Origin of the sequence: Ensifer sp. LC163 (genome assembly GCF_001695855.1) — a bacterium.
Classification (GTDB): Bacteria; Pseudomonadota; Alphaproteobacteria; order Rhizobiales; family Rhizobiaceae; genus Ensifer.
This window is the reverse complement of sequence record NZ_MBSS01000045.1, coordinates 17,770-42,710: the sequence shown is the minus strand read 5'-3', so window position 1 is coordinate 42,710 and position 24,941 is coordinate 17,770. Positions and strand designations below refer to the sequence as shown.

31 protein-coding genes and 1 tRNA gene are annotated in these 24,941 nt (G+C 60.3%); 9 read left to right on the top strand and 23 right to left on the bottom strand.

The features are described from left to right. Positions 1–24: 24 nt before the first annotated feature. From hspQ to BC360_RS24965, 3 genes are all read right to left on the bottom strand, one after another. A complete protein-coding gene (gene hspQ, locus BC360_RS24975) occupies positions 25–354 on the bottom strand; it encodes a heat shock protein HspQ (protein WP_025427014.1) in 330 nt (109 codons plus the stop codon). Positions 355–568: 214 nt separating this feature from the next. Then, on the bottom strand, positions 569–1,978 hold the full coding sequence (glnA, locus tag BC360_RS24970; RefSeq protein WP_053247387.1) for a type I glutamate--ammonia ligase: 1,410 nt from the start codon (positions 1,976–1,978) through the stop codon (positions 569–571). A gap of 66 nt (positions 1,979–2,044) precedes the next feature. Next, the gene (locus BC360_RS24965) at positions 2,045–2,383 is read right to left on the bottom strand and encodes a P-II family nitrogen regulator (RefSeq protein WP_025427016.1); all 339 of its coding nucleotides are present in this window, start codon (positions 2,381–2,383) and stop codon (positions 2,045–2,047) included. On the opposite strand from BC360_RS24965, the gene BC360_RS31945 reads away from it, so the two are divergent. Further along, entirely contained in the window at positions 2,361–2,633 is a 273-nt protein-coding gene (locus tag BC360_RS31945) for a hypothetical protein (RefSeq protein WP_139110194.1), read from the top strand. The two genes, BC360_RS24965 and BC360_RS31945, sit on opposite strands and share 23 nt — an antisense overlap. A 93-nt stretch (positions 2,634–2,726) precedes the next feature. Next, positions 2,727–4,202 carry an NAD(P)H-hydrate dehydratase gene (locus BC360_RS24960; protein ID WP_065797257.1) on the top strand — a complete coding sequence of 492 codons (1,476 nt, stop codon included), beginning with the start codon at positions 2,727–2,729 and terminating at the stop codon, positions 4,200–4,202. A 79-nt stretch (positions 4,203–4,281) separates the two neighbouring features. Here the strand turns inward: BC360_RS24960 and gpt are convergent, their stop codons facing one another. Further along, complete coding sequence (gene gpt / locus BC360_RS24955; RefSeq protein WP_025427018.1) at positions 4,282–4,779, bottom strand: xanthine phosphoribosyltransferase; 498 nt, start codon at positions 4,777–4,779, stop codon at positions 4,282–4,284. A 164-nt stretch (positions 4,780–4,943) separates the two neighbouring features. Then, positions 4,944–5,699, bottom strand: a complete 756-nt coding sequence (locus BC360_RS24950) for a competence/damage-inducible protein A (protein ID WP_065781468.1) — start codon at positions 5,697–5,699, stop codon at positions 4,944–4,946. Between the two features lie 437 nt (positions 5,700–6,136). On the opposite strand from BC360_RS24950, the gene BC360_RS24945 reads away from it, so the two are divergent. Then, complete coding sequence (locus BC360_RS24945; protein WP_065797256.1) at positions 6,137–6,379, top strand: DUF2188 domain-containing protein; 243 nt, start codon at positions 6,137–6,139, stop codon at positions 6,377–6,379. 93 nt (positions 6,380–6,472) lie between these two features. Then, the gene (locus tag BC360_RS24940) at positions 6,473–6,691 is read left to right on the top strand and encodes a hypothetical protein (protein WP_065781466.1); all 219 of its coding nucleotides are present in this window, start codon (positions 6,473–6,475) and stop codon (positions 6,689–6,691) included. Between the two features lie 92 nt (positions 6,692–6,783). Here the strand turns inward: BC360_RS24940 and BC360_RS24935 are convergent. The 8 genes from BC360_RS24935 to BC360_RS24915 form a co-directional block, all read right to left on the bottom strand. Continuing rightward, positions 6,784–6,868, bottom strand: a tRNA-Leu gene (locus BC360_RS24935). 315 nt (positions 6,869–7,183) lie between these two features. Beyond that, positions 7,184–7,306, bottom strand: a complete 123-nt coding sequence (locus BC360_RS33005; protein ID WP_274533950.1) for a hypothetical protein — start codon at positions 7,304–7,306, stop codon at positions 7,184–7,186. Between the two features lie 388 nt (positions 7,307–7,694). Then, positions 7,695–7,859, bottom strand: coding sequence for a hypothetical protein (locus tag BC360_RS32450; RefSeq protein WP_167590860.1), 165 nt, complete (start codon positions 7,857–7,859; stop codon positions 7,695–7,697). 420 nt (positions 7,860–8,279) lie between these two features. Next, positions 8,280–8,525 (bottom strand): DUF982 domain-containing protein, encoded by a 246-nt coding sequence (locus BC360_RS24930; protein ID WP_065797417.1) that lies wholly within the window; start codon positions 8,523–8,525, stop codon positions 8,280–8,282. A 182-nt stretch (positions 8,526–8,707) separates the two neighbouring features. After that, positions 8,708–8,965 carry a hypothetical protein gene (locus BC360_RS31940; RefSeq protein ID WP_139110193.1) on the bottom strand — a complete coding sequence of 86 codons (258 nt, stop codon included), beginning with the start codon at positions 8,963–8,965 and terminating at the stop codon, positions 8,708–8,710. Positions 8,966–9,125: 160 nt separating this feature from the next. Continuing rightward, positions 9,126–9,830, bottom strand: coding sequence for an HAD family hydrolase (locus BC360_RS24925; protein WP_065797255.1), 705 nt, complete (start codon positions 9,828–9,830; stop codon positions 9,126–9,128). A gap of 4 nt (positions 9,831–9,834) precedes the next feature. Beyond that, the gene (locus tag BC360_RS24920; RefSeq protein WP_413813775.1) at positions 9,835–10,380 is read right to left on the bottom strand and encodes a hypothetical protein; all 546 of its coding nucleotides are present in this window, start codon (positions 10,378–10,380) and stop codon (positions 9,835–9,837) included. A 125-nt stretch (positions 10,381–10,505) separates the two neighbouring features. Next, positions 10,506–11,960, bottom strand: coding sequence for a TrkH family potassium uptake protein (locus BC360_RS24915; protein ID WP_065797254.1), 1,455 nt, complete (start codon positions 11,958–11,960; stop codon positions 10,506–10,508). 153 nt (positions 11,961–12,113) lie between these two features. Between BC360_RS24915 and ilvA the strand changes: the two genes are divergently transcribed. After that, a complete protein-coding gene (gene ilvA, locus BC360_RS24910; RefSeq protein WP_065797253.1) occupies positions 12,114–13,364 on the top strand; it encodes a threonine ammonia-lyase in 1,251 nt (416 codons plus the stop codon). Positions 13,365–13,444: 80 nt separating this feature from the next. Next, positions 13,445–13,765 carry an HlyU family transcriptional regulator gene (locus BC360_RS24905; protein WP_065781460.1) on the top strand — a complete coding sequence of 107 codons (321 nt, stop codon included), beginning with the start codon at positions 13,445–13,447 and terminating at the stop codon, positions 13,763–13,765. Positions 13,766–13,984: 219 nt separating this feature from the next. Here the strand turns inward: BC360_RS24905 and BC360_RS24900 are convergent, their stop codons facing one another. Beyond that, on the bottom strand, positions 13,985–15,967 hold the full coding sequence (locus tag BC360_RS24900) for a bifunctional 2',3'-cyclic-nucleotide 2'-phosphodiesterase/3'-nucleotidase (RefSeq protein ID WP_065797252.1): 1,983 nt from the start codon (positions 15,965–15,967) through the stop codon (positions 13,985–13,987). Positions 15,968–16,197: 230 nt separating this feature from the next. Between BC360_RS24900 and BC360_RS24895 the strand changes: the two genes are divergently transcribed. Continuing rightward, positions 16,198–17,445 carry a GGDEF domain-containing protein gene (locus BC360_RS24895; protein WP_065797251.1) on the top strand — a complete coding sequence of 416 codons (1,248 nt, stop codon included), beginning with the start codon at positions 16,198–16,200 and terminating at the stop codon, positions 17,443–17,445. A gap of 15 nt (positions 17,446–17,460) precedes the next feature. Here the strand turns inward: BC360_RS24895 and BC360_RS24890 are convergent, their stop codons facing one another. Beyond that, positions 17,461–17,922 carry an Lrp/AsnC family transcriptional regulator gene (locus tag BC360_RS24890; RefSeq protein WP_025427034.1) on the bottom strand — a complete coding sequence of 154 codons (462 nt, stop codon included), beginning with the start codon at positions 17,920–17,922 and terminating at the stop codon, positions 17,461–17,463. Between the two features lie 155 nt (positions 17,923–18,077). Between BC360_RS24890 and ald the strand changes: the two genes are divergently transcribed. Further along, entirely contained in the window at positions 18,078–19,196 is a 1,119-nt protein-coding gene (ald, locus tag BC360_RS24885; protein ID WP_065797250.1) for an alanine dehydrogenase, read from the top strand. Between the two features lie 42 nt (positions 19,197–19,238). Here the strand turns inward: ald and BC360_RS24880 are convergent, their stop codons facing one another. The 6 genes from BC360_RS24880 to BC360_RS31925 all read right to left on the bottom strand — a co-directional run bounded on the left by BC360_RS24880 (position 19,239) and on the right by BC360_RS31925 (position 23,191). Then, on the bottom strand, positions 19,239–19,706 hold the full coding sequence (locus BC360_RS24880) for a DUF1203 domain-containing protein (protein ID WP_065781456.1): 468 nt from the start codon (positions 19,704–19,706) through the stop codon (positions 19,239–19,241). 91 nt (positions 19,707–19,797) lie between these two features. Next, on the bottom strand, positions 19,798–20,361 hold the full coding sequence (locus tag BC360_RS31935) for a GNAT family N-acetyltransferase (protein ID WP_065781455.1): 564 nt from the start codon (positions 20,359–20,361) through the stop codon (positions 19,798–19,800). A gap of 4 nt (positions 20,362–20,365) precedes the next feature. Further along, on the bottom strand, positions 20,366–21,220 hold the full coding sequence (gene sseA, locus BC360_RS31930; RefSeq protein ID WP_065797249.1) for a 3-mercaptopyruvate sulfurtransferase: 855 nt from the start codon (positions 21,218–21,220) through the stop codon (positions 20,366–20,368). Positions 21,221–21,235: 15 nt separating this feature from the next. Beyond that, positions 21,236–21,985 carry an alanyl-tRNA editing protein gene (locus tag BC360_RS24865; protein WP_065797248.1) on the bottom strand — a complete coding sequence of 250 codons (750 nt, stop codon included), beginning with the start codon at positions 21,983–21,985 and terminating at the stop codon, positions 21,236–21,238. A gap of 8 nt (positions 21,986–21,993) precedes the next feature. Then, entirely contained in the window at positions 21,994–23,034 is a 1,041-nt protein-coding gene (locus BC360_RS24860) for a cysteine synthase A (protein WP_065797247.1), read from the bottom strand. Continuing rightward, positions 23,009–23,191, bottom strand: coding sequence for a hypothetical protein (locus BC360_RS31925; RefSeq protein WP_139110192.1), 183 nt, complete (start codon positions 23,189–23,191; stop codon positions 23,009–23,011). The genes BC360_RS24860 and BC360_RS31925 overlap by 26 nt, the downstream gene beginning before the upstream one ends. A gap of 166 nt (positions 23,192–23,357) precedes the next feature. Between BC360_RS31925 and BC360_RS24855 the strand changes: the two genes are divergently transcribed. Further along, positions 23,358–24,200 (top strand): SDR family NAD(P)-dependent oxidoreductase, encoded by an 843-nt coding sequence (locus tag BC360_RS24855; protein WP_065797246.1) that lies wholly within the window; start codon positions 23,358–23,360, stop codon positions 24,198–24,200. Here BC360_RS24855 and BC360_RS24850 read toward each other — a convergent pair. Together BC360_RS24850 and BC360_RS24845 are read right to left on the bottom strand one after the other, a co-directional pair. Beyond that, positions 24,188–24,514: an SMR family transporter gene (locus BC360_RS24850; RefSeq protein WP_065781450.1), complete on the bottom strand. Its 327-nt coding sequence runs from the start codon at positions 24,512–24,514 to the stop codon at positions 24,188–24,190. The two genes, BC360_RS24855 and BC360_RS24850, sit on opposite strands and share 13 nt — an antisense overlap. Beyond that, on the bottom strand, positions 24,501–24,872 hold the full coding sequence (locus BC360_RS24845) for an SMR family transporter (protein ID WP_065781449.1): 372 nt from the start codon (positions 24,870–24,872) through the stop codon (positions 24,501–24,503). The genes BC360_RS24850 and BC360_RS24845 overlap by 14 nt, the downstream gene beginning before the upstream one ends. Positions 24,873–24,941: the final 69 nt, after the last annotated feature.

Sequence of the window (24,941 nt, the reverse complement as noted above, 5' to 3'; positions counted from 1 at the left end):
GAGCGAGTGCAACAAGCCAAGCCGCTAGTGGCGGAACGTCACCTTGGGCTTGTAGTGCCCGATGTCGTCCTTCTCGAACAGGGCGTCGACTTGGGCGTGGCGTATCGGCCGATCGCTTTCGTCGGATACCAGGTTCTGCTCGGACACGTAGGCGACATACTCGCTGTCGTCGTTCTCGGCGAACAGGTGGTAGAAGGGCTGATCCTTGCTTGGGCGGATCTCCTGGGGGATGGCATTCCACCATTCCTCGGTGTTTGCGTATTCCGGATCAACGTCGAAGACGACGCCGCGGAACGGGAAAACCCGATGGCGAACCACCTGTCCGATCTCGAATTTCGCGTTTCTCTGTTTCATGACGCAACACATCCTTTCAAGGGATTATCTGGGTTGCCAAACCCAAAACATCAATAGGGTGCCATGCGCGGCTTCGTGTACGCCTGCCTTGCCTTCTTGCGCCTCGCGGCAGCATGCTCCCAAAAAACAAGCCGGCGGGGTTCCTTGAACCCCGCCGGCTTGCCACGTCTCGCTTTCAGACCGGGCGCGGCATCCGCCGCCCGGCCCGTCGGTCTTAGACCGAGTAGTACATGTCGTACTCGACCGGGTGCGGGGTCATGTCGTAACGCATGACTTCCTGCATCTTCAGTTCGATGAAGGAATCGATCTGATCGTCGTCGAAGACGCCGCCGGCGGTCAGGTACTTGCGATCCTTGTCGAGGCTTTCGAGCGCTTCGCGCAGCGAGCCGCAAACGGTCGGGATCTTCTTCAGTTCCTTCGGCGGAAGGTCATAGAGGTCCTTGTCCATGGCTTTGCCCGGATGCAACTTGTTCTTGATGCCGTCGAGGCCGGCCATCAGCATCGCTGCGAAGGCGAGGTAGGGGTTGGCGGTCGGATCCGGGAAGCGGACTTCGACGCGCTTGGCCTTCGGGTTGGTGCCGAACGGAATGCGGCACGAAGCCGAACGGTTGCGGGCGGAGTAGGCGAGCAGGACCGGGGCTTCGTAGCCCGGGACGAGACGCTTGTAGGAGTTCGTCGACGGGTTGGTGAAGGCGTTCAACGACTTCGCATGCTTGATGATGCCGCCGATGAAGTAGAGGCAGCTTTCCGACAGGCCGGCATATTCGTCGCCTGCGAAGGTCGGCTTGCCGTCCTTCCAGATCGACAGGTGCACGTGCATGCCCGAGCCATTGTCGCCGAAGATCGGCTTCGGCATGAAGGTCGCGGTCTTGCCGTAGGCATTGGCAACCTGGTGCACGACGTACTTGTAGATCTGCATCTTGTCGGCGTTGCGAACCAGCGCGTCGAACTTGACGCCGAGTTCGTGCTGGGCAGCCGCCACTTCATGGTGATGCTTTTCGACCGTCACACCCATTTCGGAGAGAACCGTCAGCATTTCGGAGCGCATGTCCTGGCAGCTGTCGATCGGCGGGACCGGGAAATAGCCGCCCTTGACGCGCGGGCGGTGACCAAGGTTGCCGGTCTCATAGTCGGTGTCGTCGTTGGACGGCAGTTCCGAGGAGTCGAGCTTGAAGCCGGTGTTATACGGATCGGCCTTATACTTGACGTCGTCGAAGACGAAGAATTCGGCTTCCGGACCAACAAAGACGGTGTCGCCGATACCGGAGGCCTTGAGGTAGGCTTCGGCCTTCTTCGCCGTGCCGCGCGGGTCGCGGTTGTAGGATTCGCCCGAAACCGGATCGAGAATGTCGCAGATGATGACCATCGTCGACTGCGCGAAGAATGGGTCCATATGCGCTGTTTCCGGATCGGGCATCAGCACCATGTCGGACTCGTTGATCGCCTTCCAGCCGCCAATCGAGGAGCCGTCGAACATGACGCCGTCGGCGAACATGTCTTCGTCGACACAGACGACGTCCATCGTTACGTGCTGCAGCTTGCCCTTGGGGTCGGTAAAGCGCAGGTCGACGAACTTGACGTCGTTGTCCTTGATTTGCTTCAGAATATCGCTTGCAGTCGTCATTTTCCGTAATTCCCTGTGTGAGATGACGAGGTTTGAAAAGTGGCAGGGCCGAGCGGCCCTTGAGGATCAGATGGCGTCGAGGCCGGTTTCGCCGGTACGAATTCGGATGACTTCCTCGATGTTGGAAACGAAAATCTTTCCGTCGCCAATCCGGCCGGTTTGTGCGGCATTGCGGATCGCCTCGATGACAGCCTCCGCGTTTTCGTCAGCCAGCACCACTTCGACCTTTACCTTCGGCAGGAAGTCCACGACGTATTCGGCGCCGCGATACAGCTCCGTGTGACCTTTCTGTCGACCGAAGCCCTTTGCTTCCGTGACGGTAATGCCCTGCAGGCCGACTTCCTGAAGGGCTTCCTTCACTTCGTCGAGCTTGAAGGGTTTTATGATCGCTTCGATCTTTTTCATGAGAAAATGTCTCTCCGCTTCTCCCTTTAAAGCAGGATCATGCCCGCTCGCCGCTCAATATGCACGTTGCATGCCAGTTTTTCTGCAAAATGATTGCCAAGCGGCAAAATTTCTTGCCGTCGAGGGGCGGGGGCTGCTTTGCATACCTTTGCCACCAGGCAATCTGCCTATTTTTTATGAGTTTTCCGCCGGTGTCGCCGGGTTTGAGATGATAGTCGCGCCATTGGAGGCGATGCAGCACGTTATTTGAGCAATAATTATGTGCAAATGCACGAATTGTGAGCAGGTGGCATTTCGTGTGTGCCACTTGCCGAAGGCCGGTACAGAGGGATAAGTCTGAGACATGCACTCTTCGCTTTGTGATCTGTTGATTACCCCGGCCGAAATGGCGGCAATAGACTTGGCGGCCGCGCAATCGGGCATCGACAGCTTCCTGCTGATGCGCAGTGCGGGGTTGGCAGTGGCTGCGGCGGCGCTCAGGTTGTTTCCGCAGGCGCAACGCTATGTCGTACTGTGCGGACCCGGCAACAATGGTGGCGACGGCTATGTCGCAGCATCAGCCCTGTCGGAGAGCGGTGCCAACGTTGCCGTGTTCGCCTTCGGCGATCCGGCCGCGCTTGCGGGCGACGCCGCCCGTGCGCGGCTGCTGTGGGCCGGTGTGATAGATCCGCTAGATTCCCTGTTGCCGCAGAGCGGAGATGTCATCGTCGACGCGCTCTTCGGCGCGGGCCTCGCGCGGGATCTGCCCGAGCCGGTGAGGGAAACGATCGAAAGCGTCAACGAGCAGGGCTTGCCCATCATTGCTGTCGACTTGCCGACCGGCGTTGATGGGCGAACGGGACAAATTCGCGGCGCGGCATTCGCCGCCAGCCACACAGTCACCTTCATGGCGAAGAAGCCGGGCCATCTGCTGCTTCCGGGCCGTTCCTTGTGCGGCACGCTCGACGTCTTCGATATCGGCATTCCGGCACGAACGGTGAGGGCCGGGGGGAGTGGTTTGCGCATCAACACGCCGGCGCTCTGGTCGGATCAGGCGGCGTGCCTCGACGCGTTGACACACAAATTCCGCCGCGGTCATCTCGTCGTGTTCTCGGGCGGGGCGCAGGCGACCGGTGCTGCGCGGCTGTCGGCTACGGCCGGTCTCGCCGCCGGGGCCGGTCTGGTGACTGTGGCGTCACCGAAATCTGCTCTCGACATCAACGCCGCGCACCTGACCGCCGTGATGCTGAAGGCGATTGACGACCGGAAGGAGCTCAAGCGCTGGTTGGAAGACAACCGGCTCGGCGCATTTGTCCTTGGTCCAGGGTTCGGAGTTGGTGATCGAGCGCGCGACTTTGCGCTTGAGCTATGCGGCCGCGCGCTCGTCCTCGATGCCGACGGCATCACCTCTTTCCAGAAGCACAGGTCAGAATTGTTCGAGCGGCTCGCAGCGGCTGCGGGCAGGGTGGTGATGACGCCCCACGAGGGCGAATTTTCCCGGCTCTTTCCCGAGATCGCCCGCGACGAGAAACTGTCGAAGATCGAAAGGGCGCAGGCGGCGGCTCGGTTGAGCCACGCCACGATCGTCTACAAGGGAGCCGATACGGTCATCGCCGGTGCGGATGGGACGGTTGCTGTCAATGCCAATGCTCCACCGTCGCTGGCAACGGCGGGATCCGGAGACGTTCTTGCAGGCATCATCGGCGCACACCTGGCGCAGGGCATGCCGGCGTTCGAGGCGGCAGCTGCCGGTGTCTGGCGCCATGGCGCTGCCGGTACGAAGGCCGGGACAGGGTTGACTGCCGAGACGTTGGTTGCGTCGATCCCGTCGCTTGGCTGAAGCGTTTGGCCCAGTCGTCACTGAGCGACAGATAAAGCGCCCTCGGCTCGCCAGCGCAAGCCGAGGGCGGATGCCGGTGTTAACCGCGCGTTCCCTTGGCGATCGGCTCCTGATAGGTGAAGCCCAGATCCCAAGGGAAGTAGATCCAGGTGTCCTGGCTCACTTCGGTGACGAAAGTGTCGACCATTGGCCGGCCCTTGGGCTTGGCATAAACGGCGGCAAAATGCGCCTTCGGCAGCATGGCGCGAACTTCGGCTGCCGTCTTGCCGGTATCGGTCAGATCGTCGATGATCAGCACGCCTTCGCCGCCGTCCTTGGCGATCTCAGGCGCGATGCCTTTCAGCACCTTCATCTGCCCCTGCGTGTCATAATCGTGGTAGGAGGCGATGCAGACCGTCTCGATCATGCGGATATTGAGCTCACGGCAGATGATGGCCGCCGGCACCAGGCCGCCGCGCGTGATGCAGACCATGGCGCGCCATTCCTGCCCCTGATCGGCCAGCCGCCAGGCAAGCGCACGCGCATCGCGGTGAAACTGATCCCAGGAAACGGGGAAGGCTTTATCGGGCAGGGACATTTCTGGGCTCCGGCTTGTCTGGACGAGGTAAGGGCGAAGCATCCGGCAGATCGGGCAGGCGCAGACGCTTCATCCTGATTTGTCGACATGCAATAGCGGCAATGACGGCCGATGTGCAAGAGCTTCGCGCCCAAGCCCTATCTGCCGCTGCTTCCGTCAGGTCGTCAGCCTTTGGCGCGGGATGCGGTAATCGCCTCGATCATCGCCTGCACATCTGTGGCGGCGGCCGATAGAGCCTGCGGGTCGCGGGCCCGCACGACGATATCGGTGGAGAAGACCTTGCCGTCGAACTTGGGATAGGATCCGATGCTGGTCTCCGGATGGTTCTTCTGCACCTCGGTCAGTGGCGTGCCGATATCGCCTTCGCCATAGGGTGAACGCACCGATTGCGAGAGCAGTGGCGTGCCGGTCTGCAGGTCCGGCATGATTGCGTCGAGCATCGCCTGGAACACCTGCGGCACGCCGGCCATCACGTGTACATTGCCGATGGCAAAGCCAGGCGCGGTGGAGACCGGGTTGGGGATCAGCCGCGACCCCTCCGGCATGCGCGCCATGCGCTTGCGGGCGTCGGAGAATTCCATGCCGCGGCGTTCGTACATGGCGCCGAGCAGCGCCATCGCCCGCCCATCATAGATACAGCTGACGCCGAAGGCCTTCGACACCGCGTCGGCCGTAATGTCGTCATGGGTCGGGCCGATCCCGCCTGAAGTGAAGATGTAATCGTAGCGTGCGCGCAGGGCGTTGATGGCTTCGACGATTGACCCTTCCTCATCGGGAACGATGCGGACCTCGCGCAGGTCGATCCCGACCATCGTCATCATGTCGGCGAGATGGCCGATGTTCTTGTCCTTTGTTCTGCCGGACAAGAGTTCGTCGCCGATGGCGACCATGGCGGCAGTAACGATCTTAGGGCTGCTCATTGGCGATCCTGCTTATGTAAGTCGATTGTTCAGTAGTATCTCGTGATTGCTCGAGAATTGAGAAGGCTCTGTTAACCGTACGGCTGCCGGCAGCCGGACGCATGTTGATAAGTCTTCGCGGCGACGGTGATCAAGCGGAATTGCCTGAATACCGCCCGCTACCAGGGTGAGCATGTCGCCAGGATTGCGGCGAATCAGTCGGCCTAAACCGCGGAAAAGACTTGAAAGATTGCAAAGAAAGCGGTCCCTGCAAAGGGCCGCTTTCTCGTCTTGACACGCCCTGTCACATTCTGATTCGCGAAAGTGGCCTATCGGCCTGTTCCTGTGTTAATATCCGCCCCGTTCGGCATGAGAATGCCATTGACGAGGAGGAATATTGGGCCGGGCGGACGGCCCGCGAAAGGCGGGATTGCCTTTCGGAGTGCAGGGAGAGAAGCATGGCGCGCATTACGTACTCCATCGTTCCCCACGACGGCGGTTGGGCCTACAAGGCAGCCGACGCCTTTTCGGAACCCTTTCCCAGCCGAGAAATGGCTCTGGCGGCCGCCAAGGCCGTGGCAGCCGAGCAGCAGGTCGGCGGCGACGACGAGGATATCAGTTTCCAGGACGAAAAAGGAAACTGGCATTTCGAGCATACCGATGGCGGCGACCGCCCCGAGGCAACCGTCGAGGACGGTTGATAGATTTTCCGGACGTGCCTTTATCCGTCCGATCTTTATCTGAGTTCAGCGAGAGTATTGCGTCCACTGCGTCTGCATAGCGGAGGATTTTCAATGCAACACTACAGCGTTCAGATCTTCACCTGGACCGCCCGCAACGGCGTGCAGCAGGTAGGGTCGGCAATTGAAGTCGATGCACTCAACCCGAAGGCCGCAGCGGTTTCGCTGCTTGGTTTGCGGTTAGAGGACAAGGGAGCCTGCACGAAACTGGCGGTCAGGGTCTGGCACGACGATGTCCAGCGAGCCGAATGCGACTGCTTCTACTATCACTGAGCGGCAAATCGATTTAAGGCGTCAGGCCAAACCGTCCGTTGAGCGGGCGGCGGTGAAGTATTGTGTGTGAAGAATTTTCCTTAGCGGCCATCTGGTGCGGGCGGCGGGGATCGAACCCGCACAGCCGAAGCCGAGAGATTTTAAGTCTCTTGCGTCTACCAGTTTCGCCACGCCCGCACTGAGTGTTTTCAGTACCTTGCGCTCTTCGGTTTTGGAAGGGCTGCACAACGGATTTTTCGTTGTGCAGCTCATGTGCCTGTGTCGCTTTCACCAGTTTGAAACCCGGCTCGCGGAACGCGTCCGTATTCAAGGAGCCTCATAGGGTTCCAGCGGATGATTGCTTCAACATCCCATTGATCGTTGACGAGTGCGTTGTTCTGTCCGTGTTTCGCGGTTGTTACAGACGATGGAGATAGCTCGGCTTGCGTCAGCGGAAGCTTCCGCCCGGCCATACGCCCGCCAGTGGTGTGCGGGATGACCAACGGGTGAAAATCAGAAGTTGGTGGTGATGCTGTGGCTGTATATCCGGCCCTGTTCCGCTTTCTTGGCGACAAGGGGCACCACAACGATGAAGGCAACGAGAGCGAGAATGAAAGCTGGTCCAGGAAGCGCCACCAGAGGTTCCCTCAATTTATGATTGTCCCCATTATCCGGGAAATAGGCTTAATTGAAACTGAATGATGCCTGTCGAATTGCTGTCAAAGACGAGAAAAACGCTCATGGCCCAACGCACGATCCTGCCGCCTCTCCACCAAGCTATGTGCCGTTCTCCTGGAGTTTTTGAGGGACAAGCCATGGCGCTATCCGCGCCTCGAATCTATTTCGGATAGGAGCTGAACGTGGCGTACATCACGCCCGCTGCTGTGGTGCCGGTAGCATCGAGGACGAATCTATCCCCCTGCCTGTCAACGACTTTTCCTGCATCAAGAAGTTGAAATAGTTTTGGCGAACAACCGTACCGGCAGACTGTCGGCCACCGCCAGCCTGGTCGCCTGGGTCAGGTTTAGTAACCCGCACCCATGCTTTCGTTAGCGGTGCCCGTGGGATCGATATCGGGGTCGACCCCTTGGGCTTGTGAGTAGGTCGTATTGCCGGAGCCACTGGTCGCACATCCTGAAATCGCCAAGAGTGCTGTTACCGCCATTGTCGTGAGAAGTCTGATCGCCATGATGTCCTCCAGTTTTGGGGCTGTTGTGCGGTCCGGTTGCCCGGCAGCGGCTTCAACCTGTCTTGGTCGGCAGGTTCGCCCACACGACCCGAAAACGCAAGTGGGCGTACTATTGCCCGGCGCCCGCAATCTCTGTGGGGGATGCCGATCTTCACCAATTGTTCTTCCCTCAAATGGGTTACTTGGAGGATGGCAGGCCGGGTTCGTACTGGGGATGTTCGCCCCTCGTTCGACGTGTTTTAGCTGTTGCTTTGAAGTGGGCGCGACCAATTCTAATTTAACCGGCAACGGAGATTTGGCGCCGTCGGCGGAGGAAGCCGTTGCTTCCGCCAGAGCGGCACCTGAAGTTGGCGGCGCGTCGTCTCCTATGCCATAGACCGGAAGATGCACAGACGCGACCGACCGGGTCGTGCTGCCACGTTATTCCTTAATGAGAATCCCGGCCTCACGCGCAGCATCGATGAAGGCCTGGCGGGCGGCCTCCACCGATTGCTTGCCCTCGATCACCGCCGCGCATGTATCGAGCGCCCGCGTCAAGAGCGCGCTGTCTTCCAGCGGCCAGTCTTCGATCATTGCCCAGGACGCTTCGGTCGTGTTCGAGATGATCGTGTATTTTTCCGGCCCCTCCAGGGCCAAGGTCACGGGTTTTTCCCAATTTTCGGCCATGTCGATCACCTCGATTTCGATTTGTGGCGGCACATAGCATAGATCCGGCCGATTCCGCGAGCAGTGCGATGGGCACCTGTGTTGCCGCGACGTCGAGCCGTTCGCGCTAGGCTACAATTTCCGTGGCGCAACGGTGGGCGAACGTCATCGGGACATCGACGGGGGACGCCCTTGTGGGGCCCTTACGACGGCTGGCGCTTCGATCGCGAGAAATGGAAAATTGCGCCGGCAATCAACGCACCAAGGCCATAGGTGAAAAACGCCTGAAAGTATGGAGTGCCCGACGTCAGAAAGTAGACCGTCGGTGCGACGAACATCATGACTGCCAAGCCGACAAGGCGAGAGGCAAAGATGCTCATGACGGAGAATTTCCTGATAATCCAACCGATCAATATGCTGGTGAATGCCATTACTACGGTAGCTCCGATTAGCTGCGCCATGGTGATTCTCCTGTGATGCATCCTTCTGGATGCCCGCACATTTCTCCGACTCCCAAAGAAAGATGTCAGCTCACGCAATAAGCAATTAACGGCTGCATTGAGGGGCTAGGCTACCATCCTCTGCAGCTCGTCACGATCACTCTGGTTCATGGCGAGCCTGCTATTTGTCCAGCGTTTGCAGCACACCCGACAGACCACCGAGATCGGCGACCTCGCGGAAGCGTGGATGGCCGACGGGTTTGTCGTGATCCTCGAATGCCCAGGTGAGGGCATGCGGCACGTAGATGCCCCAGCTGCCGGCATCGAGTGCAGGGACAATGTCGGATTTCAACGAGTTGCCGACCATCAGGCTTTTCGATGGGCCGTCGCCGTGGCGTGTGAAGATGCGGTCATATGTGGCAACCGTCTTATCGCTGACGATCTCGACCGCGTTGAAATAGTCTCCCAATCCCGAGGCGGCAAGCTTGCGCTCCTGGTCGAAGAGGTCGCCCTTGGTAATCATCACCAGCCGGAAGGCGCCATGAAGCGCCTCGAGCGTTTCCTTGACATGCGGCAGCGGCTCTACCGGGTGGACCAGCATCTCGCGCCCGGCGGCAAGAATTTCGGCAATCACCGATGACGGTACGCGGCCGTCGGTCACATCGACGGCGGTCTCGACCATCGACAGCACGAAACCCTTGATGCCAAAACCGTAGAGGTCGAGGTTGCGCTTTTCGGCGGCCAGCAGGCGTGCGGGGAGATCATCGGTGTCGGCGTGGTCCTTGAGCAGTTCGGCGAAGCGCGCCTCGGTGAGGCGAAAGAATTGTTCGTTCTGCCAAAGCGTATCATCGGCATCGAAGCCGATCGTCGTAATCATGTCAGGCATTGTTTCACGGTCCGGCGATCTTGAACGGCTGGTCGATCGTCGCCGTCTTGCCGCTGTTGATATCGTTGAAATGGAAGCGCAGCACGTAGTCGCCGGCCGGGGCTCCGGACACATCGATCGTCAGGGTCGAATAGATCTCCTGGTTCTTGAGATAGCCGGTGAAGGTGAAGTCGCCGAATGCTTTCTGGCCGGCGAGGATCTCGCCCTTGGGATTGAGGATGTCGAAATCGACGGTAAAATGCGTCTCCAACTTGCCCTTGGTGGTCGCATCCTTCCAGGTCAGGCCGACCGGTTCGACATAGGATACGAGCGCTTCCCCGGTCTTGAAGACGGTTCCCTCCTTCGGCTCGTACATGGCGTAGCCGGCGGGCTCCTTGGTGATGAAAACGGCCTTGCCGATCGAGAACGGCAGGGTTTGCGAAAAGTCGCCGACGGCCTGCCGCAGGAGTTCCCGCGCTTTGGCTGCGTCGCCGGAGGTTGCCAGTTGTTCCGCCTTGGTGGCGGCGTCCACAAGCGGTCCAGCCTTTGCCTCGATACTTATGCAGAGCATGCTTGCTGCGGTCAGCACCGCCAGCCGTGACCGATGTTTCGCCATGACGCTCCCCTTTGTCCGGTTGATCCGACTTTCGGCATTTGCCGCATCGAGTCAAGACGATAGGGCCGGCGTGGCAATGGTCAATGTTTCCAGAAGATTGGCGTCAGAACCACGAGCACGGTCAGCACTTCCAGGCGGCCGAGCAGCATCATCAGCGAAAGAAGATAGAGCTCCGGATCCTGGAGCGTCGAAAAGTTGCCCGCTGGGCCTATGAGACTGCCGAGACCGGGGCCGACGTTGGAAAGGCAGGTAATCACCGCCGAAGTCGCGGTGATGAAATCGTAGCCGAGCGCGCCCATGCCGAGGCTGCCCAGCACCCACAGCAGGATATAGGTGGTGAAGAACAGGAAGATGGCGCGCTGTGTATCGGCATCGACCGTGTTGTTGCCGTAGCGCACCGCATAGATCGCATTGGGATAGATGAGCTTGTTGAGGCCGGAGCGGATGGCGTTGAAGAGCACGACGAAGCGATAGGCCTTGATCCCGCCGGCAGTCGATCCGGAACAGCCGCCCATGAAGGTTGCGATGAACGCGACCATCACCACGAACGGGCCCCACAGGCTGTAGTCCTCGCTCGCGTAGCCGCTGGTCGAGAGGATCGAGGTGATGTTGAAGAACGAATGGGCGAGCGCCAGGTGAAATTCGACGTCATTGGCAAGGCGATGATAGATCGCCACCGCGATCGAGAAGGCCGAGAGATATCCGAGGAAGACGATGATCTGCGGGTCGCGCAGCGCATCGAGGCGCCCACGTACGACGAGTACAATCAGGATCGAGAATGGCAGGCTGCAGAGCGCCATGAAGAACGTCGCCGTCCACAGCAGCGGGACGCTGCCGAAATAGGCAAAGGATGCGTCATGGGTGGAAAAGCCGCCGGTCGCCACCGTCGACATCGCGTGATTGATGGCGTCGAACCGGTTCATGCCCGCCATGTTGTAACCGATCGTGCAGAGAACCGTGATCGAGACATAGATGAAAAGGAAGGCGCGGCTGAAACTTGCAAGGCGAGCGAACGGCTTGTCGCTGGTATCGGAGGATTCCATCTTGAAGAACGACATGCCGCCGACCCTGAGATAGGGGATGATGAACAGGCCGAGCACGACGATGCCGATGCCGCCGAGCCAACACAACAGCGAGCGCCAGACGAGCAACCCGGGCGGCGCGTCGTCGAGGCCGACGATAACGGTCGATCCGGTAGTGGTGATGGCGGAGACGGATTCGAACAGGGCTTGCGCGAAGTCGAGCTTCAGCGAAGACAGCCACAGCGGGATGGCCCCGACGACCGAAAAGACGGCCCAGAGCAGATTGACGAGCAGGAAGCCGAATTTCTTCGAAAACGGCGGCGGGCCCATGCGTGTTGCCATGAACGTCGCTGCCGACAGGCCGCCGATCAGGAAAGCGGATACGGCAAAGATTTGCCAGTCCGGATGGCCATAATAAAGATCGACCATCGCCGGAACGAGCATCGCCAGCGACAGGTAGAGACCAAGGATCGCCGCGATATGCACAGCATGCCGGATCAGGGTTGCGTTCAAGCGTTCGATTTCCTGGAAATGAAACTACATGATCTGGCGAGGCGCGAGGCGGCGACATTGTCCACCGCCGGTCGATTCGAGTCAAAGCGATGGCCTCGGGCGCTGCAATGTGCAATAGCGGCAGCCATCGGCAAACTCAATGGATGACCTCACGTGACGAAGCAGGATGTTGACAACGCAACCACGGCGATGCGCGATATTTTTCCGGCCACGCCGCTGCAATTGAACGAACATCTGAGCGCCCGCTACGGCGCCAACATCTTCCTCAAGCGCGAGGATCTGTCGCCGGTTCGCTCCTACAAGATCAGGGGTGCGTTCAATTTCTTCCGCAAGGTGCTTGGTGCCGGTGCGACAGGCAAGACCTTCGTTTGTGCCTCGGCCGGCAACCACGCCCAAGGCTTTGCCTTCGTCTGCCGACACTTCGGTGTTCCCGGCGTCGTCTTCATGCCGGTGACCACGCCGCAGCAGAAGATCGACAAGACCCGCATGTTCGGCGGCGAGTTCATCACGATCCGCCTTGTCGGCGACATCTTCGACCAATGCTACAAGGCCGCGCGCGAGCACGTGGAAACGATTGACGGCGTGATGGTGCCGCCGTTCGATCATCTCGACATCATCGAGGGGCAGGCGACCGTTGCCGCTGAAATTGCCGAGCAATTGCCCGAAGGCGTCAGGCCCGATCTCGTCGTACTACCGGTCGGCGGTGGTGGCTTGTCGGCCGGGGTCACCGGCTATCTGAAGGACGACGTTGCCGCCGACCATTTCGTCTTTTGCGAACCGTCCGGTGCGCCGAGCCTCAGGCAAAGCCTCGAAACCGGCAGCGTCGTTACGCTCGATCAGGTCGACAACTTCGTCGATGGCGCAGCTGTAGGGCGGATCGGCGATCTGAATTTTGCGGCCCTTCGGCGCTTCTCTGCCGATCAGGTCATGCTGCTGCCGGAAAACGCGATCTGCATGACGATCATCGACATGCTGAATGTCGAGGGCGTCGTGCTCGAGCCCGCAGGCGCTCTGTCGATCACCGCGCTGGACGCGATCGGGCGCGAGAAGCTCGAAGGCAAGACCGTCGTCGCTGTCGTCTCCGGCGGCAATTTCGACTTCGAGCGTCTGCCCGACGTCAAGGAAAGGGCGATGCGGCACGCCGGGCTCAAGAAGTACTTCATCCTGCGCATGGCGCAGCGCCCCGGTGCCTTGCGCGACTTCCTCAACCTGCTCGGCGACGAGGACGATATCTCGCGCTTCGAATATTTGAAGAAATCCGCCCGCAACTTCGGCTCGATCCTTATCGGCATCGAGACAAAGCATGCGGAGAATTTCCCGATCCTCAAATCGCGGTTCGACGCTGCCGGCTTGCGTTATCAGGACATCACCGAGAACGAGATCCTGTCCAATCTGATCATCTGACAGCGGCGAGGTCTGAGAGCCTGGTGCCGTGATGACACTTTGGCTTTGACAGCTTTCGCCGTCGCGTCTAAGTCTTGCTCATGGCATCATTTTTCTCAAAATTGTTCGGCCGCTCCGGCTCTGGTGAAAACGAGGCTCAAGGCGCGTCGGGGAAAGCCGAGGCCTATGCCGAGTGCACGATCCGCGCCACGCCTATGCGCGAGGGCTCGCAGTTTCGCCTGGCCGGCAGCATCGAGAAGGCGATCGCTGAAGGCGACGTGAGGGTGCGCAGCTTTATCCGCGCCGATCTCTTTACGTCCGAGCAGGACGCGATCGATGCCGCTTTCCGCAAAGGCCGCCAGATCATCGACCAGACCGGACCATCGCTGTTTGCCGACGATGCGCAGACCCGACAGGTGTGATTGTCAGCGGCAGGCCGCTGGAGCCTATCCGTAAAAATAAAGACATACAGTCTCTTCGTACTGAAAGCTCGCGCTGCCCGTAAGCGCGGTGGGCACACGAATGCCGGGACGGATGGCTGCTTCAGCATCCGCGTTGCTGCTTTTCGCCAGTTGCCGACAGCGGCACTTCCGCTCTCCATGCCGGGGAGAGCGTGCCCCCGCTGGCAGGGGCACGAAGCGTCACAGCTTGATGCGGAAACGGGCAAATCCTTCGGCGGCTTCACCCGCATCCTCGATCGTCACGCCCTTGACCTGCGACAGGAACTGCCTTGCCTTCGGGCCACTGTCGAAGGTGACGCTGGTGTTTGCAAGCGGCGCGAAGGTCCAGTTGGCATCCGCAGCCGGGTTTATGGTTCCCTGGTCGATGATGTAGCGAACCACGACGTCGCGGTTGGTGTCGGGCGCGACGAAGACTACCTTGTCGGCAGCGATGTCAGGAAAATGGCCGCCGCCACCGGCGCGATAGTTGTTTGTCGCAACGACAAATTTCTTCTCATGATCAATCGGTTGCCCATTGAAGTTCAAGTTCTTGATGCGGTTGGATGACGGGTTGACGGCGTTGCCGTCCTTGTCGAACTTGGGCGGCTCGGAAAGATCGATCTGGTAGGTCACGCCGTCGATGACATCGAAGTTATAGGACGGGAAGTCTCCATTGATCAGGGCGGCGTCCGATGAACCCGCCTTGATCTGGTTGAATATGCCCGCTGACATTTCCAGCCAGTTGCGCACTTGCTCGCCGGTAATGACCACGGCCTGGACCGTGTTGGGGTAGAGATAGAGATCGGCGACGTTCTTGATGGCGATGTCGCCGGCCGGAACGTCGGTGTAGTAGTCCGCGCCGCCGCGGCCGCCGGCCTTGAACGGAGCCGCCGCCGAAAGCACGGGCAGGTCCTTGTGCTCCGTGTCCTTCAGCATGTCCTTGATGTACCAGGTCTGCGCCTGGCTGACGATCTGGACCGATGGATCGTCGGCGACCAGGGCGAAGTAGGAATAGAGCGGCACCGCGCTCTTGCCGACCGGGGTGCGGACATAGGCCAGCGTCGCCTCGTGCTCCTTTTGTGCCGCCGCCAGCACTTGCCGCTTGTCGGCGACCTCGGCGATCACCTTCTTTTCCTCGCGCCGGTAGATCGGACGCGCTTCGCTGGTGGAACTGACGACGCGCCAGGCGCCGCCTTCGCGTTCGATGAGCAGGTCGATGAGGCCGAGATGCGAACCCCAGAAACCGCCCATGACACCCGGCTTGCCCGAAATCAGCCCCTTGGCATTGTCGACGCCGGCAATTTTGTCGAACTTCGGACCCGGGAAGTCGAGATGGCTGTGGCCGGTCACAATGGCGTCGATGCCTTCGACCGCGGCCAGCGGCACGGACGCGTTTTCGAGATTTTCGGCGTAGTCCTGCTGACCGATGCCGGAATGGGAAAGCGCGATGACGATATCGGCACCTTCCTCGCGCATCTGCGGAACCCAGGCTTCTGCCGCCTTGACGATATCGCGGGTGCTGGCCTTGCCCTCAAGGTTCTTCGCATCCCAGGTCATGATCTGCGGCGGCACGAAACCGATGAGGCCGACCCGGATCGCATGTTCGGTACCAGCGCCGTCCTTCACCTTGCGATCGAGAATGACGTAGGGCTTGAGGAACAATTGATCCTGGCGGGCATCGGCGGCGAGCGCGCCCTTGGTCAGGTTGGCGCAGACGAGCGGGAAGTTGGCGCCGTTCAGCACCTTGAACATGAAGTCCAGGCCATAGTTGAATTCGTGGTTGCCGAGCGTGCCGCAGTCGTAGCCGAGCACGTTCATCGCCGCGATGATCGGATGGATGTCACCATCCTTCATGCCGCGCTGATAGGCGATGTAGTCGCCCATCGGGTTTCCCTGCAGGAAATCGCCGTTGTCGACAAGGATCGAATTCGTCGCCTCCACCCGGATGGCGTCGACGATCGAGGCCGTGCGCGCAAGGCCCAGCGTGTCATTCGGCTTGTCACCGTAATAGTCGTAGGGAAAGACGTGAACGTGCAGGTCAGTCGTTTCCATGATGCGCAGGTGCGCCTGGTTGGCTGCGGCACGTGCGGAGAAGGGATGAAGCATCACGAGTGCTGAGGAGGCGACGACGCCGGACAGAAGCGAGCGGCGCGAGAGGTGGAACGGAGATGTCGTCGATTGCATGCTTGCCCTCCATTGATGAATGCCATTGCGGTCGATGCGGGTGCAATCCGCGGTTTCTTCGTCGATACGCGAACCACGGTGGGTTGATCGCGACTATGCCGGAAAGGCAACACTTCGCAAAGCAGTTGATTCTCGCATTGCAAATCCAGGCCGTGTGCAACCAGGATAAAGCCTTCCTTAAACTTTCCACCTAACGGTTTGCCTGGCGAAACCGGAACCTTTTCAAGAGCATGCCCAACGCCAATCTCATTCTTTTTGTCGGCGAAGCACTGGTCTACGTCACGGCGATGATCTGGCTGTTGCAGCTTCGTGCCCGGTTGGGTCTCGGCGTTTTCGTCGCTGCCCTGGGTGTGATGCATTTCATCGAGACCTATTTGGCGGCGGTCTTTTACGTACAACTGCCGTTCGGGATCGTCTCGCCGGGATCGGTCGTGCTTTTTTCCGGCAAGCTGATGGTCATCCTGCTGCTTTACGTGAAGGAAGATGCAGCGACCGTCCGCCAGCCGATCTATGGTCTGCTCGCCGGCAATTTGCTCACGGTCATTCTCAGCTTTCTGTTGCGCCAGCACGAGATCGTCTCGATCGTCCCCGGTCGTTCGGCCGACATCGCCTTCATCGATGAGATGGGTGGGCTGATGGTGTGGGGGACGTTGATTCTCTACCTCGATACGCTTCTGATCATACTGCTTTACGAGCGTCTCGGAAAATGGTTGCGCCGTTTCGTGACCGTCCGCTTCCTGATCTGCGGCGTCGTGATCCTGAGTTTCGATCAATTGGCATTTTATGCGGCTCTACACTGGCTGAAGGGTGCGCCCACCGAGGTGCTGTGGGGCGGATGGATCGCGAAGATGCTGGCGGCCACCTTCTACGCCATCGTCATCGGCCTTTACCTCAACGTTTCGCGCCATCCTTTCCTGGCGATGTCGGACCGGCCGCTCGGCGATATCTTCAACGATCTGACCTTCCGCGAACGCTATGAAGACCTGCTGTCGCGGTCTGGCCAGGACACGCTGACCGGATGTCTCGATCGCAGCCGCTTCGATATCGAGGGGCCGCAGATGCTGCGCGCGAGCGCAGCCACGAATGCCGCTGTCAGCCTGTTGATCATCGACGTCGATCATTTCAAGGGCGTCAATGACCGCTTCGGCCACCAGCAGGGCGACCGTATCCTCCAGAAGCTGGTTGAAGCGGTGAAGACGAGCTTGCGTCCGGGCGACCGGCTCTTTCGCTATGGGGGCGAGGAGTTCGTCGTGCTGTGTCAGGGACTGCCGCATGCCGATGCGCTCAAACATGCAGAGGATATCCGGCATGCGGTGTCGGCCCGCATTTCCACACCTGATGGTAAGCCTGTGACAGCCAGCATCGGATTGTCGTCGACGCCACGTGATGGTGTCGCGATCGAGCACCTGCTTTCCCAGGCTGATCTCAGGCTCTACGCGGCGAAAGGGCGTGGCCGCGATTGCGTCGTCGGCCGCTAACGCAGTCGCAGGCGATCAGATCCCGACGTTCGGCCGGTCGATGACTTCGCGCAGGGAGAAGCTGGAGTTGATCTTGACCACGTGGGGCAGGGCGGAGAGCCAATCGCGATGGATGCGCTCGTAGTCCTGCAGATCCTTGGCCGCCACCCTGAGAATATAGTCGTACTCGCCCGACATCAGGTAGCAGACGAGAACATTGGGGCAGAGTTTTACCGCCGCCTCGAACTCTGCCAGCGTCTTCGCAAACTGCCCGGACAGCGAAATATGCACGATCACCATGATCTGGTAGTCGAGCGCCTTGTGGGCAAGGCGGGCATGGTAGCCGCTGATCGTGCCGGATTTCTCCAGGATATCGACCCGGCGCGAGCAGGCCGATGGTGACAGCCCCACCTTAGCTGCCAGATCGGCATTCGAAATCCTGCCATTCTGCTGAAGAATGCGCAGAATCGCATGATCGATGGCATCAAGTTCACTCATTCGCGATTTCCATCAATAGACCGGCCAACGGCGCAATACTCTTCGAAATTACTGCCTTTGCGGAGACATCTTTGCAAGGACATTCGTTTCGTCGCGTGATTTGCTGAGCGGGTGTCAATGAGGCAAAATTGCCCACAACAGGAGAGGAACGCTCGATGCGTGTCGGTTGCCCGAAGGAAATCAAAAACCATGAATACCGAGTCGGCCTGACCCCCGCGTCGGTACGTGAATATGTCGCTCACGGCCACGAGGTTATCGTTGAAACCAAGGCAGGAGCGGGGATCGGCGCGGATGACGATACCTACCGTGCCGCTGGCGCGAAGATCGTCGCGACGGCAAAAGACGTGTTCGAAAAGTCGGACATGATCGTCAAGGTCAAGGAGCCGCAGCCTTCCGAATGGGCACAGCTGCGCGAAGGCCAAATTCTCTATACCTACCTGCATCTCGCTCCGGATCCGGAACAGACCAAGGGGCTTCTGAGTTCCGGCGTCACCGCCATCGCCTATGAAACCGTCACGGACGAGCGTGGTGGTTTGCCGCTTCTGGCGCCGATGTCCGAGGTGGCAGGGCGCCTGGCGATACAGGCTGGTGCCACGTCGCTGCAAAAGGCCAATGGTGGTCGCGGCATTCTGCTCGGCGGCGTGCCCGGCGTGCTTCCGGCGAAGGTCGCGATCATCGGCGGCGGTGTCGTCGGTCTCCACGCGGCCAGAATGGCCGCCGGTCTCGGCGCCGACGTCAGCATCCTCGATCGCTCGATCCCGCGCCTGCGCCAGCTCGACGATATCTTCGGCGGCCGGGTGCACACCCGTTACTCCACCATCGACGCTCTTGAGGATGAGGTCTTTTCTGCCGATCTCGTCATCGGAGCCGTTCTCATTCCAGGCGCCGCGGCACCCAAGCTTGTAACGCGGGAAATGCTGACCGGGATGAAGAAGGGTGCGGTCATCGTCGACGTCGCCATCGATCAGGGCGGCTGCTTCGAGACATCGCACGCGACCACCCATTCCGACCCGACCTACGAGGTCGACGGCATCGTGCATTATTGCGTTGCGAACATGCCTGGCGCCGTCCCTGTGACATCGGCCCATGCGCTCAACAACGCGACGCTGCACTACGGCCTGCAACTGGCTGATCGCGGCCTGAAGGCCGTTGCGGAGGATCGCCACCTGCGCGCCGGGCTCAACATTCACCGCGGACGTGTGACCAACGCCCCCGTGGCCGAAGCGCTGGGTTATGACGCCTATGCGCCGGAAGCGATACTCAACGTCGCCTGAAGCCTGTGATGGTGCCGGTCCGGCCAAAACCGGTCCGGCGCTTCAGGCGCGCTCCATTCTGCACTGATAACAATTGTTCTTGGCCGATCGTACATGCACGCTTGCCACCTCGGGCATGGCGAGCAGGGCTTCAGCGCGGGCTTCGAGCTGCTCGGTGGGAACCACACCGCCTGTCCCGTAGATGATGCGTTCGTTGCTGCCATAACCGCGCAACAGATAGTCCTTGCTCGATCTCAGGATGGGTGGCCGAGCTCTTTCGGTATAGGTCGGGCATTCGTCGGCATGTATGAAGACAGGACCGGTCTCGGCATAGGGCTGCAGCGACGTGAAGGGTCGCAGCGCGAAGATCAGATAGGCGTCGCCCGCCTCGACGTTACGAAGGCAATGCCGGCAGGGCACGCCATCGCCGTCGGATATATGCCGTTCCGGCGGGTTGCCATAGGCATCTTTTCCGCCATGCCTCAGGCGCTCGGCCTGATCGGTGGACATCGGGATATAGCGCAGGGCCATGGTGCATCTCCAGATCGATTGGGATCATTCGATGGACACTGTGCTCCCACCGGTGCGGTGGCGACACCCGGAACGTGCCAATGCGCCGAGGTCAGAGATTCTTCGCGAAGGCCAGCAACTCTTCGTCCGTCAGCGGCTCGACGGTCGCCTCGCGGGTGGCGACAGGCGAGAAGCCGAATTGCTGATAGAGCTGGAGCGCCCGGGGGTGATCGAGATTGTTGGTTGTGACCGTCACCTTGCTCGGGTTCAAGGTCCAGGCGGCAAACAGCGTCTGCAGCAGGAACCATTTGCCGAGGCCAAGCCCCAAGGCGTGCTCCATCAACCCGAAATGGGTGAGCTCGACGACGTCGTCCTCGGCCTGATGGAGCTCGAAGAAGCCGGCAGGCGCGCCGTTGACATAGAGCACCGTGACGCTCGTGCGTTTGTCGGCAAGCAGTGCAGCCAATTTTTTGTCGCTCATGCGGATGCGATCGGCCCAGTGCCAGCGTTTGCCGACCCGCAGATAGAGGAATCTGTAGTAGTTGAGCGGGATGTCGGACACACGCAGGATTGCCGTGTGGATGTTGACGGGCATCGGCAAGCTCTGCTTGGGCGGTGTCGTCATTTCCAGTTCGGTGACATGCGCGGTCAGTGAGGCGAGCTTGGGAGGGCGCATGATGTCACTCGCTGCCGGTCACAACGGCGGTATCGGCGCGGCCACCCCATTCGGACCAGGAGCCGTCGTAGAGCGTATTGTCGGTATGGCCGAGGGATTGTAGCGCAAGCGTGATGATCGCCGCCGTGACACCCGAGCCGCAGGTTGTCACCACGGGTTTGGTAAGGTCGACCCCCGCATCGGCAAACGTCTTGCGCAGCGTATCGAGATCTCGGAACTTGCCGTTCTCGGAGAAAATACCGGAAGGCAAGCTGTGTGCGCCCGGCATGTGGCCGGACCGCATTCCAGCACGCGGCTCCGGTTCCTCGCCGAGGAAGCGCCCGGCGCCCCGCGCATCAGCAATCTGGATCGTGCCCGACTGCACGATGTCCTTCATGCGCTCGAATGACGTTACCGCCGAGGGCGCGAACGTGACGTTGAACGTGACGGGCGTGGGCGCGGGCACTTCTGACGTCACCGGGCGCCCGTCCTTCTTCCAGCCGTCCATGCCGCCATCAAGCACATAGACGTCCTTAGCGCCCATGATGCGCAACATCCACCACACGCGCGGCGCGGTCATGATGCCCGGGCCGTCATAAACGACGATCGTATCGGTCTCGCTGACACCGAGCGCACCGACGGCTTTGGCGAAGGCCTCCGGCGTCGGCAGCGTATGCGGCAGGCCGCTGGTGTGGTCGGCGATCGCATCCTGGTCGAAGAACACGGCGCCGGGAATGTGGCCGGCGTCGTATTCCGCTTTCGGATTCCTGTTCTGCACCGGCAAGTACCAGGCGGCATCGAGGATGCGAATGGAGGGATCGGCGAGCCGCTGCAACAACCAGTCCGGAGAAACGACGAAAGCGCTTTTGTTGTTGGTCATGGTCGTATCTCCTGTTCAGATTGCCTGGCGGTCGTCTGGCGCGCCGAAGCGGATGCGGAAGCGGCGGTTTTCCTTGCCCTTCTTCTCTATCTTGGCGATGTGGATCTCGCCGACTTCCTGCGTTTCGGACACATGTGTGCCGCCGCAGGGCTGGCTGTCGATCGCCGAGTTTTCGCCGATGCAGACGAGGCTGACGCGACCAAGGCCGATGGGCGGGCGGACGTTCTTCGATTTGACGATGCCGGGGTTGGCTGCAAGCTCCTCGTCGGTGATCCACTGCAGATAGACCGGGTGGTTCTCGTCGATGAGCTTCTTTAGCGCCGCCGTCACTTCGTCCTTGTCGATCGTCTCGCTCATGTCGAAGTCGACGCGGCTTTCGTCTTCGCCGACGGCGGCGCCCGTGATCGGGAAGGGACAAACGACGGAGAGTAGATGGCAGGCCGTGTGCATGCGCATCAGCCGGTAGCGGCGTGGCCAGTCGATATGTAGGACCAGCTTTTCGCCGACGGCTGGAGCAGACTGTCCCTCCGCCGGCACATGGACGATGATGTCCTTCGTGGCGCCATGGCGTGCAACCGCAATGTCGATGCGGCTGCCATCGCTCCGCTCCAGGAAGCCGCTGTCGCCCGGCTGCCCGCCCGACGTGGCGTAGAAGCAGGTCTGATCAAGCTCGATCCCGCCATCCTCCAGAATTCCGGTCACGCTTGCTTCGCAAGTCGCAAGATAGAAATCTTCGCGGAAGAGGGCAGTCACGGTCTTGGTCATTGCAAATCTTATCCAACTGATTCGTATGGAACGGTGATGCTTGAAGACCCCTTCAACCAGGCTGGTACAGGCAGGCCCTTCGAGGCCAGGAAGTCCGGGTTGAAGAGTTTCGATTGATAGCGGTTACCATAGTCGCAAAGGATCGTCACGATCGTATGTCCCGGACCGAGCTCCTTGGCGAGCCTGACCGCGCCGGCAATGTTGATACCCGTCGACCCGCCGACGCAAATGCCTTCGCGTTCGATCAGGTCGAAGACCAGCGGCACAGCCTCGGCATCGGAGATCTGGTAGGAAAAGTCCGGCGTGAAACCTTCGAGATTGGCGGTGATGCGGCCCTGGCCAATGCCCTCGGTGATGGAGCTTCCACTCGCCTTCAACTCCCCGTGCGCGTAGTAATTGTAGAGTGCCGCACCGTCCGGATCGGCAAGACCGATCTTGATCGAAGGGTTTTTCGCCCGCAGGCCTTGTGCCACGCCGGCAAGCGTACCGCCGGAACCGACCGCGCAGATGAAGCCGTCTACCTTGCCGTCCGTATCACGCCAGATTTCGGGGGCCGTGGTCGCGACGTGCGCGTCACGGTTGGCGACATTGTCGAACTGGTTTGCCCAGATGGCGCCGTTCGGCTCTGTCTTTGCGAGTTCAGCGGCCAGACGCCCGGAGATCTTCACGTAGTTGTTCGGGTTCTTGTAGGGCACAGCCGGTACTTCGACGAGTTCTGCTCCAAGAAGACGCAGCGCATCCTTCTTTTCCTGGCTCTGGGTTTCCGGAATGACGATCACCGTCCGATAACCTAGCGCCTGGCCGACGAGGGCGAGACCGATGCCGGTATTGCCTGCAGTCCCTTCGACGATGACGCCACCCGGCTTCAACTGCCCGGCCTTCTCCGCCTCTCGGATGATCCAGAGCGCGGCGCGATCCTTCACCGACTGTCCTGGATTGAGAAATTCCGCCTTGCCGAGGATCGTGCAGCCGGTCGCCTCGGATACGGTCTTCAGCCGGATCAGGGGCGTGTTGCCGATTGCTTCAAGAACGGACGGAAGAATGGCCATTTGCAGAACCTCGTGCTTGAGAACGGCCGCCGAAGCGGGCCGCGTTACCGAAGAAAAACGCCGAGTGGCCGGCGAACATTGAGAACGACACCGGATCGCCGAAATATTGGCGTGTTTTCGGCTCAGCCTGTTTCTCAGGCAAGAAATAGCGTTTCACCGCTGCCCTGTCCCGAACAAAAAACGTCTTCGAGGGGAAAGCTTAGGGTTGAGGCCGCTCTGAGTGCGCGCTGGATATTGGAGGGGACTGGTCTGGGCCGGGCATGTCATTCCTTGGCCCCTTGAGTTGAGCGTGCACCGCGCGGGTGCGTGCCGAGGTATGGGCAATGAGTATGCACAGGACAAATTCCGAGCACGGGTTGGCATGGGTAACGGGCGCGAGTTCGGGAATGGGCAGAGCGCTGGCGTTGCGATTGGTTCGGGGCGGCTATTCGGTGGTCGTCACCTCCAGGAATCACGACAAACTGGTGGCCCTGCAACACGAAGCCGCCGCCGACGGCCGCATCATCGTTCTCGACGGTGATGTCACCGACCCGCAGGACATGGACCGTGTGCTCGCATCGATCGAATATGAACATGGCGACCTGTCTCTCGCCGTGTTCACGGCGGGCGTGACGATCCCCGTGAGAGGCGACGACCTGCATCGCGAGGCATTTGAGCGTAGCTTTGCGGTCAATGTGAACGGTGTCGTCAATTGTCTGTTGCCGGCTGTGGCGCATATGAAGGCCAGGGGGCATGGCCACATCGCCATCGTGTCGGGGGCTGCCGGATATGGCGGGCTGCCCGGCAACGCCGCCTACGGCGCCACGAAGGCGGCGCTCATCAATCTGGCGGAGAGCCTGAAGTCCGATCTGGAGCGGATCGGCATTCGCCTGCAACTGATCAACCCTGGCCTAGTCGACACGATCGGCTCGCCCCGTCCTGGACTTCCAAGATCCGGCGCGATCAGCGCTGACGAGGCTGCCGAGCACATCATCGAGGGCCTGAAGTCGAAACATTTCGAAATCAGCTTCCCGAAACGATCCACGACCATGGCAAAGATATCACGGCTGTTGCCTTACGGTGTCTACTTCGCGCTGGTTGACCGGCTGAGCCGTCAAAGCGCGGCGCCGCCAATAGCGACGACGAAGCACGCCAGCGCCAAGGGGCGGCCACATCAGGCCGTGTGAAGCACCAGAACTGCGCCGAAGATCAAGGCGAGGCCGACCCAGCCGATCGGCTTGAGTTTTTGGCCGAAAAGCAGTCGGCCGCAGATGGCCGTCCCGAAAATCCCGGTTGCGCCGAGAACGGCATAGGCGATGGCAAGTTCCATGCCCTTGACCGCTTCTGCGAGGAAGGCGAAAGCGGCAAGCACAAGAACGATCGAAAGCGCGCCCCAGCCGCGGCGCGCAAAGCCATTCGATTTGGTCGAGGCGAGATTGGCCGCGACGTCGAGGATGCCGGCAATGACGGCAAAGACGAAGTAAAGGCTAGGCGCGCTCATCGACGATGCCCTCGGAGGCTGTAGCTTCCTCTTCGCGGTGTTCGCCCGCATTGACAAGCAGGATGCCGGCCACCGCCATCGACAGGCCCAGCATTTCCCGGCCGGTCAGCACTTGGCCAAACACGAACACCGAAACAAGCGTGATGATCGCGACCCCGGATCCCTCCCAGATGGCATAGGCCACACCGACGGAAATGGTCTTCACGGCCTTTGCCAGGAAGACGTAGGAAAGCGCGATGGAGACGTACATCGCCACGTGACCGATGTAGGAGCCATTGGCAGACGCGGCCTTCATCGCCGTCAGGCCCGCCACTTCAGTCGCGATGGCGAGCGCCAGGAAAAACCATGCGAGGCGCATGAGGAACCTTCAAGAAGAGATCTGGATCGGTTGCCTCATAGGCGTTGTCGGGCGATCGGTAAAGCCTGC